The sequence below is a fragment of the Pseudomonas sp. GV085 genome (genome assembly GCF_003050925.1).
Classification (GTDB): domain Bacteria; phylum Pseudomonadota; class Gammaproteobacteria; order Pseudomonadales; family Pseudomonadaceae; genus Aquipseudomonas.
Genome location: NZ_QAOV01000016.1, coordinates 86,528 through 103,636 on the forward strand (window position 1 = coordinate 86,528; position 17,109 = coordinate 103,636).

The 17,109-nt window shown below is 59.8% G+C and carries 15 protein-coding genes and 1 pseudogene; 3 read left to right on the forward strand and 13 right to left on the reverse strand.

All coding sequences use genetic code 11. The features are described 5' to 3' along the window. Positions 1-33: 33 nt before the first annotated feature. Positions 34-702 carry a haloacid dehalogenase type II gene (locus C8K63_RS26475; protein WP_108219366.1) on the reverse strand — a complete coding sequence of 223 codons (669 nt, stop codon included), beginning with the start codon at positions 700-702 and terminating at the stop codon, positions 34-36. 862 nt (positions 703-1,564) lie between these two features. Between C8K63_RS26475 and C8K63_RS26480 the strand changes: the two genes are divergently transcribed. Then, the gene (locus tag C8K63_RS26480) at positions 1,565-3,052 is read left to right on the forward strand and encodes an aldehyde dehydrogenase family protein (protein ID WP_108219367.1); all 1,488 of its coding nucleotides are present in this window, start codon (positions 1,565-1,567) and stop codon (positions 3,050-3,052) included. Between the two features lie 202 nt (positions 3,053-3,254). On the opposite strand, the gene C8K63_RS26485 is transcribed toward C8K63_RS26480, so the two are convergent. Genes C8K63_RS26485 through C8K63_RS26515 form a run of 7 tightly spaced genes read right to left on the reverse strand, consistent with a single transcriptional unit; the run spans position 3,255 to position 9,538 of the window. Beyond that, on the reverse strand, positions 3,255-3,959 hold the full coding sequence (locus C8K63_RS26485; RefSeq protein WP_108219368.1) for a 2-oxo acid dehydrogenase subunit E2: 705 nt from the start codon (positions 3,957-3,959) through the stop codon (positions 3,255-3,257). A 3-nt stretch (positions 3,960-3,962) separates the two neighbouring features. Then, a complete protein-coding gene (locus C8K63_RS26490; protein WP_108219369.1) occupies positions 3,963-4,196 on the reverse strand; it encodes a lipoyl domain-containing protein in 234 nt (77 codons plus the stop codon). 4 nt (positions 4,197-4,200) lie between these two features. Beyond that, positions 4,201-5,226: an alpha-ketoacid dehydrogenase subunit beta gene (locus tag C8K63_RS26495; RefSeq protein WP_108219370.1), complete on the reverse strand. Its 1,026-nt coding sequence runs from the start codon at positions 5,224-5,226 to the stop codon at positions 4,201-4,203. Between the two features lie 24 nt (positions 5,227-5,250). Further along, positions 5,251-6,330 (reverse strand): 2,3-butanediol dehydrogenase, encoded by a 1,080-nt coding sequence (locus tag C8K63_RS26500; RefSeq protein WP_108219399.1) that lies wholly within the window; start codon positions 6,328-6,330, stop codon positions 5,251-5,253. Positions 6,331-6,386: 56 nt separating this feature from the next. After that, positions 6,387-7,376, reverse strand: a complete 990-nt coding sequence (locus C8K63_RS26505) for a thiamine pyrophosphate-dependent dehydrogenase E1 component subunit alpha (protein ID WP_108219371.1) — start codon at positions 7,374-7,376, stop codon at positions 6,387-6,389. A 12-nt stretch (positions 7,377-7,388) separates the two neighbouring features. Next, positions 7,389-8,969, reverse strand: a complete 1,581-nt coding sequence (locus C8K63_RS26510) for a GMC family oxidoreductase (RefSeq protein ID WP_108219372.1) — start codon at positions 8,967-8,969, stop codon at positions 7,389-7,391. 50 nt (positions 8,970-9,019) lie between these two features. Next, a complete protein-coding gene (locus tag C8K63_RS26515; RefSeq protein WP_108219373.1) occupies positions 9,020-9,538 on the reverse strand; it encodes a transcriptional initiation protein Tat in 519 nt (172 codons plus the stop codon). Positions 9,539-10,031: 493 nt separating this feature from the next. Here C8K63_RS26515 and C8K63_RS26520 point away from each other — a divergent pair, with 493 nt between their 5' ends. Next, a complete protein-coding gene (locus C8K63_RS26520; RefSeq protein ID WP_108219374.1) occupies positions 10,032-11,981 on the forward strand; it encodes a sigma-54-dependent Fis family transcriptional regulator in 1,950 nt (649 codons plus the stop codon). A gap of 61 nt (positions 11,982-12,042) precedes the next feature. Here C8K63_RS26520 and C8K63_RS26525 read toward each other — a convergent pair whose 3' ends face one another. The 4 genes and pseudogenes from C8K63_RS26525 to C8K63_RS31040 form a co-directional block, all read right to left on the reverse strand. Next, positions 12,043-12,603 carry a VOC family protein gene (locus C8K63_RS26525; RefSeq protein ID WP_108219375.1) on the reverse strand — a complete coding sequence of 187 codons (561 nt, stop codon included), beginning with the start codon at positions 12,601-12,603 and terminating at the stop codon, positions 12,043-12,045. A 260-nt stretch (positions 12,604-12,863) separates the two neighbouring features. Then, complete coding sequence (locus C8K63_RS26530) at positions 12,864-14,276, reverse strand: aldehyde dehydrogenase family protein (protein WP_108219376.1); 1,413 nt, start codon at positions 14,274-14,276, stop codon at positions 12,864-12,866. Between the two features lie 5 nt (positions 14,277-14,281). Continuing rightward, on the reverse strand, positions 14,282-15,331 hold the full coding sequence (locus C8K63_RS26535; protein ID WP_108219377.1) for a homoserine dehydrogenase: 1,050 nt from the start codon (positions 15,329-15,331) through the stop codon (positions 14,282-14,284). A gap of 169 nt (positions 15,332-15,500) precedes the next feature. Next, a pseudogene (locus C8K63_RS31040) lies at positions 15,501-15,578 on the reverse strand (outer membrane lipoprotein carrier protein LolA); the annotation flags it as partial. Between the two features lie 387 nt (positions 15,579-15,965). Between C8K63_RS31040 and C8K63_RS26545 the strand changes: the two are divergent. After that, positions 15,966-16,325, forward strand: coding sequence for a DUF6124 family protein (locus C8K63_RS26545; protein ID WP_108219379.1), 360 nt, complete (start codon positions 15,966-15,968; stop codon positions 16,323-16,325). 329 nt (positions 16,326-16,654) lie between these two features. Here C8K63_RS26545 and C8K63_RS26550 read toward each other — a convergent pair whose 3' ends face one another. Then, positions 16,655-17,092 carry an Lrp/AsnC family transcriptional regulator gene (locus C8K63_RS26550; protein WP_108219380.1) on the reverse strand — a complete coding sequence of 146 codons (438 nt, stop codon included), beginning with the start codon at positions 17,090-17,092 and terminating at the stop codon, positions 16,655-16,657. Between the last annotated feature and the right edge of the window lie 17 nt (positions 17,093-17,109).

Consider the following 17,109-nt stretch of genomic DNA (forward strand, 5'->3'; position numbering starts at 1 on the left):
TAACCCCTTTTGCCTTGAAGAGTGCCTTGAGACTTAGAGACCGACCAACCCGGGCAATGCGCCGATATCCGGGATCTGGTGGTAGCCATAGACCGCATTCGCTGGCTGCTCGTGACCACGAGCAACGAAGGCCTTGTTCTTGATCTTCATGTCGTGGGCCGGCATCAGGTCGTAACGGAAGCTGGAGGACACATGCAGGATGTCTTCCGGGCCGCAGTTGAGGTTGTCGAGCATGAACTCGAACGCCGCCAGACGCGGTTTGTAGGCCTGAGCCTGTTCGGCGGTGAAGACCTTGTGGAACGGCGCGCCGAGCTTGTCGACGTTGGACATGATCTGGCTGTCGCTGGCATTGGAGAAAATCACCAGGGGGATTTTGTCGGCGATCTTCGAAAGGCCGGCCGGTACATCGGCATGTGGCCCCCACGTCGGTACGGCGTCGTAGTAGAGTTGGCCTTCACCCCGGTACTCGACACCCCAACGTTTGCAGACGCGCGCCAGAGCGGTCTTGATGATCTCATCATATGGCCGCCAGTCACCCATCACCTGATCCAGACGATAGGCGGCAAAGTCCTTGACGAACTGATCCATTTGCTCAAAAGGGACACGATCGGCGAACAGTTCGCGCGTCATGTTTCCCATTTGAAAGTTGGTCAACGTGCCATAGCAGTCAAAGGTAATAAACTTGGGTCGAAGAAAGCTCATGAGTGCGGTCCTTAATGATGGTTGAGGTCATGACGGGGCAAGCAGTTACTCCGCTCTGGAAGCATCGGAGCAACGCTGCATCACGGATTTATTACAACACCAAGAGACCATGCATAAACTGTTAAAAGTATAGGCTGCTTGGTACAAACCACCGTTTTGCAGGGCTTGCTCAGCAGACTTTGCGGGATGCTCCAGACCCGGGCGCTCACCCCCTGTTTCTACGCCTTTGCGGGCTTTTATAGTGCGCTGGCAAGCCACGCACAACGCAATGTGCGGCAGTATTCATGACTGGCGAAAGGAGAACGGGGGCATTCGCTGAGCTCGCGCCCGCTGATTGTGCTGCGAGGTGAGGCGGGGCCAGGCAAGACTTCAATGCGTTTGGGGACAACCTTGCTTCTATTGGCGATAGGTGTGACATACCGGTCAAAGCAACATCTGTACGCGTCGTGACAGCTCTACAAAGGCGGCGCATTGCACGATGCAGCACCACGTCCCTTCCTGCTTATCTATATGGCCCACCACCGCCACCGATGAGCCTGCGACCGCACTGACCGGTAATGGTCTCCTTGAGCTGTCTATCAGCAAGGTTTCTGACGAAATCGGGTCAACTTGCGCTCATACAAAGTCAGCCTGACAGATACGGCAGATTCTCCCTTGCAAACCTCAAGAACAGCACATTTCATCTGGCACGCTTTGTTAGCTTATTGAGAAGACGCGGCATAGCGATGTCCTGGTCGCCACGGCGATGTTCTGGTGATTTCCACGTTCGGCTTGATCTATGTTTCAGCGGCCTTGCAGGGTCGCGAGCCAGACCGACCTCTGCTGCTTGCAGTGCCTATTACCGCTCAAGGGAGCCAGTTGGATGACAATACAATCTTCGAATAGCTACAGCGCTGATCCGCAAACGTCTCACAAATTTTATATCAATGGCTGTTGGTCTTCCCCGGCAATCCCGGCAAGTTTGCCGGTGGTCAATCCGGCAACTGAAGAGGTCGTTGCGCAGGTCGCGCAAGGCTCCGCCGAGGATGTTGATCGGGCAGTAGCTGCGGCGCGTGCAGCATTTGCTGGTTGGTCTGCTACCTGCGCAGAGTCGCGCGCGCTTGTCCTTGGAAAGATCCATGAGCTCATCCTTGAGCGAAAAGAAGTGCTCGCGCAGGCCCTCTCTCTCGAAATGGGCGCTGCCATCGGTTCCGCCCGGGCAATGCAAGTGCCTCTCGCGGCCGAACACGTTCGGGTCGCCCGCGACCTCCTGTCCACTTATCGTTTCCAGACGATTGAAGGTGGAACCGCGATTGAACGCGAGCCCATAGGCGTCTGCGGTCTCATCACTCCGTGGAACTGGCCGCTTTATCAAATCGCCGCGAAAGTCGCCCCGGCTATTGCTGCCGGGTGCACTGTGGTCCTCAAACCAAGCGAACTGTCGCCTCTGAGCGCCCTGCTTTTTGCACAACTGGTCCACGACGCTGGCCTTCCACCAGGCGTCTTCAACCTCGTGAACGGAAGTGGATCCGAGGTCGGCGCAGCGATGGCTGCGCACCCTGATATCGATATGATTTCGATTACCGGCTCCAACCGCGCGGGCGCGCTGGTCGCACAGGCGGCCGCCCATACGGTGAAGCGCGTCACGCAAGAATTGGGAGGCAAATCCCCGAACATTCTGCTTCCCGACGCCGACTTTGCCAAAGCCGTTCCATTGGGCGTGATGTCGGCGTTCCGCAACGTCGGACAATCGTGCAGCGCCCCAACACGAATGATCGTACCTAAGGACCGGCTGGCGGAGGTTGAATCGCTGGCAGCCGAAACCGCCAATGCGATCATCGTGGGTGATCCGCAATCGGAAGCTACGGTGCTCGGTCCCATTGCCAACGAGGCCCAGTTCAATCGCGTGCAAGCCATGATCGAGGCAGGCCTGAGTGAGGGTGCAAAACTCGTTTGCGGCGGACCCGGACGTGTGCCGGGTTTTGAAAAGGGCTTCTACACTCGACCGACAGTATTCTCCGAGGTAGATACGGCAATGCGCATCGCCCAAGAAGAAATTTTCGGACCGGTGCTGTGCATTATTCCGTATGAAACGATCGAAGAGGCGGTCGTTATCGCAAACGATACGGTATACGGCCTGAGCGCCCATGTTCAGTCTCAGGACCTTGATCTAGCGCGTGCAGTGGCCTCTCGTATCCGCGCGGGACAAGTGCTTCTGAATTACCCCGCCTGGAATCCAATGGCTCCATTCGGTGGTTATAAACGTTCTGGTAATGGTCGTGAGTATGGTGTCTACGGCTTGGAGGAATACCTGGAAACCAAGGCAATCATTGGATTCGGCGGATCACTTGATAGTACTTCCCGCACGTAAAACTCATTCAAATGTCCGGTACTGTCCAATTCGGCTAGCCACCGATGCGGACGCCCATCGCACAGACCGGATGAATCCACAGCCAAAAGCGGACGCTTTTCAAACGTCCGCACGGCTGGATTGTCTTAAGGAAATCGACTCGTCCTCAGCCTTTTTCGCTCAGCCTCCAGGCCGGCCTCGACAATGACGCGCCAGATCCGGCTCATGGTGGCTCTACCCCTTCGATTCGCTGGCACAGATCATCGAGGAAGTCTGCGGCAGGAGCACCGTTCACGGCCCGGTGATCAAAGGTCAGCGAAAGGCCCATGAAGTCGCGCTCCGATAACGAACCATCAGCGCCTCGTTGCAGGCGACGCTGGATGCCTCCCAGCCCGATAATGGCCACCTGAGGGACATTGAGGATGGGCGTGAAGAAACGCACCCGCGACAGCCCCAGGTTGGTCACGGTCACCGTGGCACCCGTCAGCTCCTTCACCGAGAGCTTCCCGGACAGTGCCTTGTCCACCAGGGCCCGGCGTGCAAATGCCAAGCCCTGCGCATCCAGTTGGTCGGCATCGAACAGTGCGGGCGCCACCAGCAGATCGTCCGGCAGCGGGATCGCCAGACCGAGATGCACCGAACCATGCCGCGTGATCTGGTTATCCTGCAGGGTTGCGTTGAGTCCCGGATGGTTCTTCAGGGAACATACGATCTCAAACAGCAGCAGGTCCTGGAGCGATACCTGGCTACCCGCAGCCTTCAGCTGCGCCCGTTTCGCCTGCAGGTTGGTCAACTCGCATTCAGCGTGGTGAGTCAGTTGCGCTGCAGTCTGCAAGCTTTCGCTCATCTTCGCAGCGATCATTTTTCGCATGCCTTTCAAGAGCACGGTGCTACCGGTACGGGCAGCAACATTCTGTATGTGCCCCATGGCTCACTCCACTAACCCGATGGTCGCGCCTTTGGCGACCACCGCGTCTTCTTCTTCGAGGATTTTCAGCACGCCTGAAGCCGGTGCCTCGATCTCGAACTGGGCCTTTTCAGACATGATTTCTGCCACCAGGTCGCCTTGGCCAACTTCGGCGCCATCACTGACCAGCCAGGAGGTGATCACGGCTTCGGCGTCGCCTTCCCAGAGGTCGGCGGGAATCAGGATTGAGTTGGACATGTTGTTATTCCTCGTTCTTCAGGTTCTGGAAGGCCGCAACGATCTTTGCTGCGCAAGGCAGCGCCCATTGCTCCATAGGCGGTGTGAAAGGAATCGGAATGTCGGGGAAAGCCACTCGCTGCGGGCACGCCTTGAGCATCCCGATGTCGTGTTCGACGACGCTAGCGATGATTTCGCCGCTCACACCGAAGCTGTGGTAGTCCTCGTCGACAACGATAAGTCGGCCGGTCTTGCGCACAGAGGCGATGACGTGCTCACGGTCCAGCGGCACCAGACTGCGCAGGTCCACCACTTCGGCGCTGACACCCTGCTGCTCCAACTGCCGGGCAGCGCGCAGCGCGTGATGCACGCCGGCACCCAGGCTGACGATACTGACATCACTGCCTTCGCGAACCGTCTTCGCCTTGCCTATCTCCACGGTATAGGGTTCCTCCGGTACAGCCACCGTGGCGCCCTTTTCGGTACCCAGCCAGCCCATGCCCTGCAGCGACTTGTGGAACAGGTAGATGACCGGGTTGTCATCACGAATGGCGGCGGTCATCAGGCCCTTGGCGTCGTAGGCGTTGCTCGGCACCACCACCTTCATGCCTGGCAGGTGAGCGAAGGTGCCGTAAAGGCACTGCGAATGCTGCCCGGCGTCGGAGTAGCCGGCACCGGTGGATGCCATCAGCACCATGGGCACGCTGACCTTGCCGCCGGAGAAGTAGGTGTTCTTCGCCATCAGGTTGTAGATCGCGTCCATACAGACGCCGAAGAAGTCGACGAACATCAGTTCGACAATCGGACGCATGCCGTCAGAGGCCGCGCCCACGGCCGCGCCGATGAAGGCGGTTTCCGAGATAGGCGTATCGCGAATGCGCGCGCTGCCGAATTCTTCATGCAGGCCACGGGTGTTGCCGAACACTCCGCCGAGTTGGCCAATGTCCTCGCCCATCACGAAGACGCGTGGGTCGAGGCGCATTTCCTGGGCCATCGCCTCGGCCATGGCGCGGGCGACGGTGAGTTTGCGTTCTTTGATTGTTGCGGACATGTCTTGTTTCCTCCGTCGATGGGATCAGTGACGGGCAGCGGCAGGCGCGGACGGCCTGACGATGATCTTCACGTTCTGGTCCTTGTTGTTAACCAGCTCCTCGAAGCCCTGCTCGAGGATGTGTTCCAGTTCGATCCGCCCGGTGATCAGCGGAGTGACGTCCAGGCGGCCGTCGGCGATCAGAGCGATGACATCGGCGAACTCACCGTTGTAGGCCAAGGCGCCAATGACCTGCTTTTCGGTGGCGACGATTTCGAAGAAGTTGAATTCGCTGGGCTCCTCGAAGATGCCCACCATCACGCAGCGCCCGCCCTTGCGAATGACATCGATAGCCAACTTGGCAGTGCTCTTGTGGCCGATGCACTCGAAGGAAACCGCGGCACCATATCCATCTGTCAGTTCGCGCACCGAAGCAATGGCATCGCACTGGCTGGGGTCAAGCACCTCGGTGGCCCCCACCTCAAGCGCCTTCGCCTTGCGCGCCGTGGACATTTCGAGCGCGATGATCCGGGCCGCACCCGCGGCACGGGCGCACATGATGGTGCACAGACCGATGGTTCCAGCGCCGACTACCACCACAGTCTGGCCGAGGAGGCTGCCGGCCTTCTTCACCGCGTGCATGCCAACCGCCAGAGGTTCGATCAGCGCGCCGGCCTCATCAGGGAAGCCTTCCGGTAGGCGGTACAGCAGATTTGCCGGGATGTTGACCAGTTCAGCGAACGCACCGTTGTTCATCAATCCGGTGAAGGCGAGGTTCTCACACAGGTTGTATTGGCCCTGCTGGCAGAACCAGCATTTTCCGCAATGCTGGCAAGCATCGGCGGCCACACGCTCACCTACTGCAAAGTTCTGAACCCCCTCCCCCACGCAGACAATCTCGCCACAGAACTCGTGGCCGAGAATGCACTGCCCTTTGAGGCCAGTCAGTGGATGGGCGGTATCAGTGGGAATGAATACCGGCCCAGCCAGGTATTCGTGCAGGTCCGAGCCACAGATGCCGCACCATTGCACACGGATTTGCACCCAGCCCGCCTGAGGTTGCGGCGGGCAGGCAACGTCCTGCAGGCGGATGTCGCGTCGGCCATGCCAAACTGCGGCCTTCATCGTTGGTTGTCGGTACATGTCGATCTCCTTCTTGTCGTTGTTGTGGCGGGCTCCGTTCACACGAACACCATTTCCAGAGCTTCTTGCGGTGCCGGATAGGCACTGTCGCGGGCGAACTGCACCGCGGCGTCGACGCGTCCCCGGGCACGTTCTTCAATGGCGGCGGCGCCGACCTCGTCCAGCACGCCCAGATCCAACAGGCGTTGGCGGTAAACCGGAATCGGGTCCTTTGCCAGCAAGGCTTGCTTCTCGCCGGCAGGACGGTAGGTTTCGCCGTCACCCATGAAATGGCCGGCCAGGCGGTGAGTTTCGATCTCGATCAGGCTCGGCCCTTCACCGGCACGGGCCCGAGCAATGGCCTCACCGGCCGCGGCGAAGATGGCGTCGGCGTCGTTACCCGGGACGAACACGCCGGGCATGCCATAAGCGGCAGCACGCAGGTAGTTGCGCTCGATGGCAGTCGAAGAGGCCTTGGCCACCGAGATGCCCCAGGCGTTGTCCTCGATGACGAAGACCACCGGCAGCTTCCACAGCGCGGCCAGATTCAGGGTTTCGTGGAAGGCTCCCTGGTTCGCTGCGCCTTCACCCAGGTAGGCCACGGCGACTCCGGACTTACCCTGTAGTTGGCGCGATAACGCAGCACCGACCGCAGGGCCCATGCCCTGGGCGATGATGCCGGAGCAGGAGAAGTTCACCCGTGCGTCGAACAGGTGCATATGGCCGCCGCGGCCGCCAGACAGGCCGGTCTTTTTGCCGAAGATCTCGGCGACCATCTCGTCCAGGTCTACGCCCTTGGCCACGGCGATGTGGTGTGGGCGGTGAGTGGCGGTGACGATGTCCTCCACCGCGAGGTGGGCGCAGACACCGACGGCGCAAGGCTCCTGGCCGTTGGACAGGTGCATCTCACCGGGAATTGGCCCATTGGCCATGTTGAATACAGGCGTCTTGCCTTCCATGTAGATTCGTTCGATGGACTCTTCCAGGTAACGGCTGACGAGCATCTGCTCGAGCATCCAGAGTCGCTGGGCTTTGCTGGGCGTGGTCATGGGATTGTCTCCTCAGAGGGCTCGCTGGTTCATCAACGCGCCGATGTGCTCGGCCTGGCGCAAGGCCAGGGCGACAATGGTCAGGGTCGGGTTCTGCCCGCCGCTGGTGGTGAACTGGCTTCCGTCGGAGACGAATAGATTGGGGATGTCGTGGCTCTGGCCCCATTTGTTCACCACGCCGTCGGAAGCTTTGGCGCTCATGCGGTTGGTGCCCATGTTGTGACTGGCCGGGTAAGACGGCAGGCGGATCACCTCGGTGGCACCGACCGCCTCGTAGCACTTGCGGGTCTGCTCCACGCCGTGATTACGCATGGCGATGTCGAAGGCATGGTCGTCCTTGTGCACCACCGGGACGGGCAGGCCGTACTGGTCCTTCTCGACGCCGTGGAGGGTGATGCGGTTGCTCTCCATGGGCAGGTCCTCACCGCACAACCACACGCCGGACATATGGTCGTAGCGCTCCATCCGCGAAGCGAAGGCACGCCCCCAGCCCTGCGGGGTCGGATCGAGGAAGGCAGACATGAACGGCAGGCCGAGGGACAGGATTTCCAGCCGGTAGCCACCGACGAAGCCCCGCGAAGTGTTGTTGTACGACTCGTCGGAAATGATTCCGGCACAGGTGGTGCCCCGATACATGTGAATCGGCTTGGGCAGCACTGCGTAGATGCCCGCGGTGGTGTGACACATGTAGTTGCGCCCAACCTGACCGGAGGAGTTGGCCAGGCCGTCCTTGAACATCGAGGACTCGGAGTTGAGCAACAGGCGCGGCGACTCGATGGAGTTACCGGCCACGCACACCACTCTGGCCTTCTGGCGCTGCTGGTGGCCCTCGGCGTCGGCGTAAACCACCCCGGTGACTCGGCCGCGGGCATCATGTTCGATGCGAAGCGCCATGCTCTGCGGACGCACCTCACAGTTGCCGGTAGCCTCGGCGCGGGGGATATCGGTGTAGAGAGTCGACCACTTGGCGCCGACGCGGCAGCCCTGCATGCAGAAGCCGATCTGCATGCAACCGGGACGACTGTCATAGGGCTGCGTGTTGATCGCCATGGGGCCGGACTGGATTTCCTTGTAGCCAATGCGTTGGGCGCCTGTGGCCAGGACCTTGAAGGAGTTGTGCCATTGGTGATAAGGCATTCCGGTGCTTGGACCGGTCACGCCCATGTGCTTCTCAGCCTTGACGTACCAGGGCTCCAGCTCCTCATAGCTGATTGGCCAGTCCAGCACATTGGCGCCCTTGATATCGCCGTTCTCGGTGCGCATGCGAAACTCGAAGTCGCGAAAACGCAGGGCCACGCCGGCCCAGTGAACGGAACTGCCGCCCACCGCTTTGACGATCCAGGCCGGCAGGTTCGGGTGGTTGCGCGCCACGTCCCAGCCGCCGGTGGCGATGCGTTTGTCGAGCCAGGAAATCTTGTTGAACATGGCCCACTCATCGTTTTCGATGTCGGACATCTCGTAACGCTTGCCGGCTTCCAGCACCACGGTACGGATTCCTTGCTTGGCCAAGGCGTGAGCCAGGGTCCCGCCGCCGGCGCCCGAGCCAATGATGACGACGACATCGCTGTCGTCCTGGGAGTATTTCGCTGCCATGGGGTTAACCCTCATTGTTGGAATGGATGGAGCCGCGAAGAGAAGGCTGATCAGAGCCAGTCGAGGTCGTTGAAGCCACGCGCGATATAGCCACCTTTCTCCACCGACGAGCCCTCGTAGCCAAACAGTGGGAACAGCGTCTTGTTGTCGTAGATGCCAAACATCAGCGCACTGCGGGTTTCGCGGAAGAACGGCGTGGTCTCGATCTCGCGAAGCAGAGCGACGCGATCGTCCTCGCTGACGATCTCTTCGAAAGGCCGACCCTGTGTGGTGCGGGCTCGCCCCTGCAGGGCCTTCAAGCCATCGTTGACCAGGTCCGGGTGTTTACCGAGCAGCTCGACCAGCGACTTGGCATACGGTGCATCGCCGAGCCGGTCATGGGGATAGATATCGCGCCCCATCTGCAGCAGCCCGGCGGGCAACCGGGGCAACACGTCGTCGGCGATGGCGGTGACGGGAATGAGCTGGCTGAAAACGGCGGTAGCGCCGATGATCAGGGCCGACTGCCCCGAAAGACTGAGGAAGCGCCGACGGCTCAGAGGGCCACTCAGGGGTGAAGAGTCATGCATGGCAGAGCTCCAGGCTTTTGCCGGCACGCCTGTAAGGTGGGAACAGGTGTGGCCGACGTTATTGTTATTAGTCCGGGTGCCTTTTCGGCCCCTTCGGCAGTGAAGGGGCAACTTGTGTGCCAATGCCAAAAACAAATTTTAACCTGCTGTTTTTAAATGATTTTTTAGAAATCAAAAAACATCTTTCGAGCATGACCTGTAAAGCGAAGGCTTTACACCTGTAAGCATCCGTCCAGGCCTTTTACATACGTAAAGGCTGGCGATACCTGAACTGAGTGAAAGATCGCAGCGACGGCATTGCCGGGCACCGCCAACAAAAAGGGGGACCCTTTACCGGACTTCTGGCGGTGCTCCAGCCGCATCAACGAGGGAAGTGACAGCGCAGGGCTAAACTCGTAATGTGATTGCAACCGTGCCAGCCCGCCCCCCACGTGCTGATGCCAAACAAGAACAAGATCGTCACGGACCCCTCATCCCGTGCCCGGGAGGCCGCATGAGCACCCTTTCGACCCCCAGCCTGCACATCGACACTGTGCTGTCCTACGCCAGCGATAGCGCTGGGCACGAATCCATCATCACCCGGTCCTGGAAGCGTTGTATCCAGGATTACGGTCTGGATCCGGCCAAGCCCGCACCACCGCGGTTTGTTCCGCGTCAGGTATTGCGCGAACACCAGGACCACGCGGACGAGCTGATCAACGTGGCCCGTGCAGGCGTCGAGCAGCTGTACCGCCACATCGCCGAGCTGGGGTACGTCATTCTCCTCACCGATAGCCGGGGGATCACCGTGCAGTTCCTCGGCGATCCACTGGATGAGGCGGCGCATCGCAAGACCGGCCTGTACCTCGGCGCCGACTGGAGCGAGAACCACGCAGGAACCTGCGCGGTGGGGACCTGTATCAAGGAGCAACTGCCGCTGACCTGCCACCACCATGATCATTTCAGCGCCCATCACATCGCCCTGACCTGCACCGCAGTGCCCATCTTCAATCCCCACGGGCAGCTGCTGGCCGTGCTGGATATCTCGGCATTGAATTCACCACCGTCCAAGGACTCCCAGCAATTCGCCCTGCAACTGGTCAAGCAGTACGCACGAATGATCGAGGATGCCTACTTCCTGCGCCGCTACCGTGAAGCTCATATCCTCTGCTTCGACCGTTCCCGCGAGTTCGTCCTGATCAATCGCCAGTACCTGCTGGCGATTGCCGGGGATGGCAGCCTCCTGGCGGCGAATACCGCGGCCCGTGTACTGCTCGCCGAATGTGGCTTGCAGTTGCCGGAGCGGCCTTCGGCACTGGCGCGTCGGATCGGTATCCAGGATCTGTTCGACTGCGAACCTGAAGACATCTTCAGCATCCCCCGCGCCAGCCCCGACCAGGTACGCGCCTTCCGTACCCACCGTCAAAACGCCCTGTTCTTTGCCGCGTTGATGGAGCCCAGCCGAACGCCCGTTGCCCCTCAAGCTCAACGTTCGAGTGAGGAACGCTGCCCGCTCGATGAGCTCTCCGACGACGACCCCGCCATGCGCAAGATGCTCGCTCGTGCCAAGCGACTGTGCAACGAGCCGCTGAACGTGCTGCTCAATGGCGAAACCGGTACCGGCAAAGAACGCCTTGCCCGCGCTTTGCACGACAGCAGCAACAGGCGCAAGACCCCCTTCGTCGCCATCAACTGCGCGGCAATGCCTGAGTCATTGATAGAAAGCGAACTCTTCGGCTACCAGCCAGGCACCTTCACCGGGGCACGCAGCAAGGGTATGCGAGGACTGATCCAGCAGGCCGATGGCGGCACACTCTTCCTCGATGAAATCGGTGACATGCCGCTGCATCTGCAGACGCGGCTGCTGCGCGTGCTTGCCGAGCAGGAAGTGATGCCACTGGGCAGCGAAAAACCGATCAAGGTCAATATCCGCGTCATCGCGGCCAGTCACCGCGACCTGCGGCAGTTGATTGAACGAAACGAGTTTCGCGAAGACCTCTACTACCGCCTCAATGGCGCGATCCTGCGCCTGCCGGCGCTGCGCGAACGGGCCGACAAGAACTACCTGATAGAACGCATTTTCAGAGAGCTCTGTGAACAGCGCCAACGTCCCGCACGAATCCGGGGCGACGCCATGAGTGCTCTCCTCGGCTACGCCTGGCCAGGCAATATCCGCGAGCTGCGCAATGCGTTGCAGTACGCGCTGGCCACCGCGGAGACGGATGAAATCACTGTGAACGACCTGCCCGAAGAATGCCTGCCGAGCGTCAATCAAAAACAGGCCAGGAGTTCGGTTCCCGTACAGGAACGACAGACATCCCATGCACGCGAAATCGAGGACTGCTTGCGCAGGCAGCGCTGGAATGTCAGCGCCGCGGCACGCGAGCTCGGCATGTCGCGCCCGACCCTATATCGCTGGATGAAGCTTCACAACATCGTTCCTCCCAACGCCCTGGACAGCTAAACCAGAAGCTTCAAATGCCCGTAACCGGCCCGAGCCGGGCCGGCCGGGCTTTCAAGTCGAATCAGTGCTCAGGTGTGCGCGGGTCCCAGAGAAGGCGCGTCACGCCTTTCTCGTAGCCCATCCCGTCCGGGAAACTCACCAGCTCCAGCTGCAGCCCCCAGGGCGCCAGGAAGTACACCCAGGTCAGGCCCTTGGCCGGGCCATCGGTGAAGGTCGATGGAGTATCCAGTACCTGCACGCCACGAGACTGCAGGTACTGCACCGCCGCCTCCATGTCGTCCACATAGAACGCCAAGTGGTGCCCGCCGACGTCGCTGTTGCGGGGCAACCGACGATTCTGGTCGGGAGCTGTGTACTCGAAAATTTCCAGGTTGGTGCCGTTGCCACATCGGACCATCTGGAAGTCGCGAATGGACGCGCGCGGATGCACGTTGAGGTGCCGCTCCATCCAGTCGTCTTCAAAACGGAACTCGCCAAAGGTGAAGTATGGCTCGCAACCAAGCACCTCGACGAAGAAGGCAACAGCCTCAGACAGGTTGGGCACCGTGATGCCGATATGCTGCATGCCGCGCATTCCCGGCAGAGCGTCATTCAGGTTGTTCTTGTGGGTCATGAGGGTCATGAGGGTCTCACTTGTTGTTGTATGAGATTCGCCAGCTTCGTGCTGACACATTCCCTGCTGCACACTCGATGCCACAAACTAACCCATTGATTTGAATAGCAGTCACTCCCGCCGTTGGCAGCAGCGGTGTAAAGGCCTTTACAGCTGCAAGGCGTTACAACACACCTTCCATCCTCTCCCGCCCCATTCAGCAGAACGCATTGGGCCAGTGACCAAACCGACCCAATGCCATACGAGCTGATCCATTTACCGCGAATCGACTAACGCAACGTGTTAAGGCACACCACCTTGGGTTGGGTCATTTCCTCGTAGGCAAAACGCACCCCTTCCCGGCCCAGGCTACCGTACTTGGAACCACCAAACGGCATCGCATCGAAGCGGTAGTCGGAAGAGTCGTTGATCATCACTCCCCCGGCTTCGATCCTCCGTGCGGCGCTCATCGCGGTTGCCAGATCATTGGTGAAGATCCCCGCATGCAGGCTGTATTCGGGTTCATTGGCCAACGCGATGGCTTCATCGAAGGTTTCGAACAGCTGCAATACCACCACCGGCGCGAAGACCTCATTGCGCCAGAGTCGACTGGCGTGATCGACGTTTTCCAACACGGTGGCGGCGTAGCACGATCCTATACGCCGATGGCCGCAGAGCAACGTGGCGCCCTCTTGCACGGCCTCGTTCACCACTTGCTCGGCATTCTGCGCGGCTTGCGCAGTAATCATGGGGCCGATATCGGTATCGGCCAGCAATGGATCGCCGACCACAAGCGCACGGGCCTGGCTGACGAATCGCTCTCGGAACGCTTCATAAATCGACGCCTGAATCAGCAAGCGCTGAGTGCCTACGCAGTTCTGCCCCGCTGCCCAAAAGGCACCGGACACGCAACTCTCGACAGCGGCCTCAAGGTTGCAATCGCCCATGACGATTACCGGCGCATTGCCGCCCAGGTCCATGGCGAGTTTCTTCAACCCGGCCGTGCGGGCAATCTGCTCTGCGGTGACGAAACCGCCGGTGAAGGAAATCATCCGCACCTCACGGGCGGCGACCAAGGCTTTGCCCAGCTCCGCGCCGCCGGTGGCGACCGTAACCACTGATTCAGGCAAGCCTGCTGCGACCAGATAGGACACCAGTTTAATGGCCGACAAGGGCGCGAGCTCGGAGGGTTTGAGAATCACCGCGTTACCGCCCGCAATGGCCGGACCGAGTTTATGCGCCACCAGGTTCAACGGATCGTTGTACGGCGTGATCGCAACGATCAGACCCAGAGGTTCACGGGAAAACCAGCCCTGACGCGATTCGGAACCTTCATAAGCGTCGAAAGGCACCACCTCCCCGGCATTGCGCCTGGCCTCCTCGGCCGACAGCTTGAGGGTGTTGACGCAGCGTTTGACCTCTTTTTCCGCCTGCTTGAGGGTCTTCCCGGCCTCGTCGACGATCAGCCTGGCAAACACGCCGGCATCACGTTCAATGTCGATTGCGGCTTGCTCAAGAATGCGAGCCCGACGATGACGAGCTAACGCCACGCACGCTCTTGCACCACTGCGCCCAGTCTCCAACAATTGCGGAACTTGCGACGCACAGACATTCGTTACGCTACCGATGACAGAACCGTCATAGGCGTTAAAGACTTCAATGGGCGGCTCCACGATATCCAGAACCAGGCGCGATAATTTCACAGGGTTTACTCCTGGTTGCGGGCAGTGGATTGATGGATGCTGATGATGTCCGAGAGCAGCGCAAACGCTGTTTCCGTACGCCCGGCTCCCGGCCCTGAAACCGTCACCGCACCGAGCAGTTCGGAGGTAAACGACACCGCATTGGTCGCGCCACCGACACTGGCCAGCGGATGATCGTTGTTCAACAGCCGCGGTTCGACACTGGCGCTGATCGAGCCGTCGGCATGGCGCATCGCCGACCCGATCAGCTTCCAGCGAGCGCCGTCCTGCCGGGCTTTTTCGATGTCGCCAAGGCTGAGGGATGAAATGCCGCTACACGTGACGTCGCTGACCGTAAGCTTCGCGTCCAGCAGTTCATTCGCCAGGATCACCACCTTGAGGCGTACGTCATGCCCCTCGACATCCGCCGTCGGATCGGCTTCGGCGTAGCCCAGTTCCTGAGCCTTGGCAACGGCCTCGGCAAACCCCAGGCCGCCTTCCATGCTGGTGAGCACGAAGTTGGACGTGCCGTTGAGAATCCCTTCAAAACCGACAATGGAGCTGCCTGCCAGCGCCTGCCGGGCCAGGCGAATAACCGGCGTGCCGCTCATGACCGAGCCTTCGTATTCAAAGGCGACATGCTTGCGTCGAGCCAGTGCCTTGAGCTCGGCGCCGTGCAAGGCGATGGGGCCCTTGTTGGTGGTGACGACATGCTGGCCGCCCTCCAGTGCCCAACGGCAGAACGACGTCGCCGGTTCACCGTCCACCGGGTTGGTGAAGGTGGCTTCAACAATAATGTCCGCGCCGGAATCCTTGATCACCGCTTCATTGAGGGCGGTGACGTCGCCACCCGGCAGTTGCGCCAATGCACCTTTGGCTGCCGGCAATTGGGCGAGCGCATTGGCATCCAGCCCTTCGCGGCCAATCACCGAACCGAGAAACAAGTCCGTCACACCGACGATTTTCAGGGTGAAGCCCAGTTCTGTTTTCCACTGTTCGTTACGTTCGGCAATCAGCTGAGCCAATGCCCGGTTAACACCACCAAAGCCAACCAGCGCCAATTTGTATTCAGTCATTTTGTTATGCCCTTGATCCGGGTGATGGGTTGTTGGGCACTAGGTTAGGGCTGAGGCCAGGGCAGTGAAATAGGCCAATTTGCTCTATTTTATGGGCGTTTTGACCAGTGTCTGGGCAAAGCTTCAGAGTCGGTAGGAGACGAACCAATCTTGACCACCACATACCCCTTGTAGGAGCGAGCCTGCTCGCGAAAAACCGGAGAACGCCACGGGGTGTCAGGCTTTCAGCGTTATCGTTGACGACCATCGCGAGCGAGCTCGCTCCTACAGGATTTGGGCCTATAGATAGGGCCTGTTTAACGGCTGTCAGTGTTACTCGATGAAAGCTACAACGCCTTGCGTCGTTGCCTACAGGTACGCCAGAATCCGCCGGCTTGTGCGCCTTGGAAGCCATCGGTAACTTGATTCGTGTCACTGCCCATCAGTGATCGGGTTTAGTCGCCTGGGGTATATCAAAGCGCATATGCGATCAGACAGTCAGGTTATTTCATGCCTGCACTTCATGGTAGCTGTGCGCAGGGCGCCTTCGGGCGCGCCGGTTTGATACTCCCCCGGTCGACTAACCTGCGTACAGCTGCCACCCCTTGTTTAGTCGCAGGTCGGTGACGGCTCCATATATTTGGGAGTTCAACCTATGATCAAGCCTTCGCCTAATCCCCCGGACACCGATCCAGCATCCCCATACGAACCCGATTCAAAAAAACTGCACGAGGCCGCCGAGCATGCCCTCGCGTACCACTTCCCCTCGACAGCCGACATCAAAGCCACCCCGCGAACAATCAGCACCTTATTCACCGTCGACCCCGAGGCAACGACCGAAACCCTGGTGGTCTATCTGGTCGAGACTTTGGCCTCGGTGGATGTGATGGTGCATCAACTGGTGGATCATCTGGAGGGCAGTGACCGCAATGCCCTGCTGGGCATTTCCAATAGCGTCATGCTCGCCGAAATCACCGCGAACCGCGTGCTCGATCAAATCGAACCGGTCGCATAAACCCGCAATACCACATACCCCTGTAGGAGCAAGCTTGCTCGCGATGCACCAAAGAACGCCGCGTGGTGTCAGGCTATCAGCGTTTTCGTTGGCGACCATCGCGAGCAAGCTCGCTCCCACAGGGATTGTGGCCGGCCGTGGGATTGGCGGTCACTGAAGATCAAAACTGTGGGAGCGAGCTTGCTCGCGATAGCGGACTGTCAGGCACCCCTTTTGTGACTGCCCAACCGCCATCGCGAGCAAGCTCGCTCCCACAAGGATTGCGGTGTTCAAACCCTTAACTGATCGGCATTAGCCTTTCTGGCCCGTTTTCTATTACGAAAAATCGGCTACACGACAGACGACAACACAAAGGAGGTCACGGTATTTTCCACTCCGGGCAACGCGGCAATTTCAGTCCAGACCTTGTGCACCCGCTGCGGGCTCGCAGCGCCCACCCGCAGCATCAGGTCGAATTCGCCGCTCATGACATCGCACTGGATGACTTCCGGAATGGATCGCAGCGCTTGCAGCACTTCCGCACCCCGCATCCGGTCGTAGCGGTAGACGAAGATCACCGCGTTGATGTTCGACGTGGCTTGCCGCCCCTCCCCCGTGCGTACCGTATATCCCTGTATGACCCCGTCGCGTTCGAGTCTTTCTATACGCTGGCGCACCGCATTGCGTGACAGATTGACCTTGGCCGCCAGTTCGGCGTGTGCAGCCCTGGCATTGAGCTGTAGTTCAGCGATGATGTGTTCATCGAGAGGGTCCAGAATTCGCTTCACTTGGCCTCCTGTTGTCG

Coding starts and splice junctions, on each gene's coding strand:
- C8K63_RS26515 (WP_108219373.1), bottom strand. CDS start 9,538: ATGCATGACTCTTCACCCCTGAGTGGCCCTCTGAGCCGTCGGCGCTTC.
- C8K63_RS26495 (WP_108219370.1), bottom strand. CDS start 5,226: ATGTCCGCAACAATCAAAGAACGCAAACTCACCGTCGCCCGCGCCATG.
- C8K63_RS26525 (WP_108219375.1), bottom strand. CDS start 12,603: ATGACCCTCATGACCCACAAGAACAACCTGAATGACGCTCTGCCGGGA.
- C8K63_RS26485 (WP_108219368.1), bottom strand. CDS start 3,959: ATGGGGCACATACAGAATGTTGCTGCCCGTACCGGTAGCACCGTGCTC.
- C8K63_RS26520 (WP_108219374.1), top strand. CDS start 10,032: ATGAGCACCCTTTCGACCCCCAGCCTGCACATCGACACTGTGCTGTCC.
- C8K63_RS26505 (WP_108219371.1), bottom strand. CDS start 7,376: ATGACCACGCCCAGCAAAGCCCAGCGACTCTGGATGCTCGAGCAGATG.
- C8K63_RS26490 (WP_108219369.1), bottom strand. CDS start 4,196: ATGTCCAACTCAATCCTGATTCCCGCCGACCTCTGGGAAGGCGACGCC.
- C8K63_RS26475 (WP_108219366.1), bottom strand. CDS start 702: ATGAGCTTTCTTCGACCCAAGTTTATTACCTTTGACTGCTATGGCACG.
- C8K63_RS26480 (WP_108219367.1), top strand. CDS start 1,565: ATGACAATACAATCTTCGAATAGCTACAGCGCTGATCCGCAAACGTCT.
- C8K63_RS26545 (WP_108219379.1), top strand. CDS start 15,966: ATGATCAAGCCTTCGCCTAATCCCCCGGACACCGATCCAGCATCCCCA.
- C8K63_RS26510 (WP_108219372.1), bottom strand. CDS start 8,969: ATGGCAGCGAAATACTCCCAGGACGACAGCGATGTCGTCGTCATCATT.
- C8K63_RS26535 (WP_108219377.1), bottom strand. CDS start 15,331: ATGACTGAATACAAATTGGCGCTGGTTGGCTTTGGTGGTGTTAACCGG.
- C8K63_RS26500 (WP_108219399.1), bottom strand. CDS start 6,330: ATGAAGGCCGCAGTTTGGCATGGCCGACGCGACATCCGCCTGCAGGAC.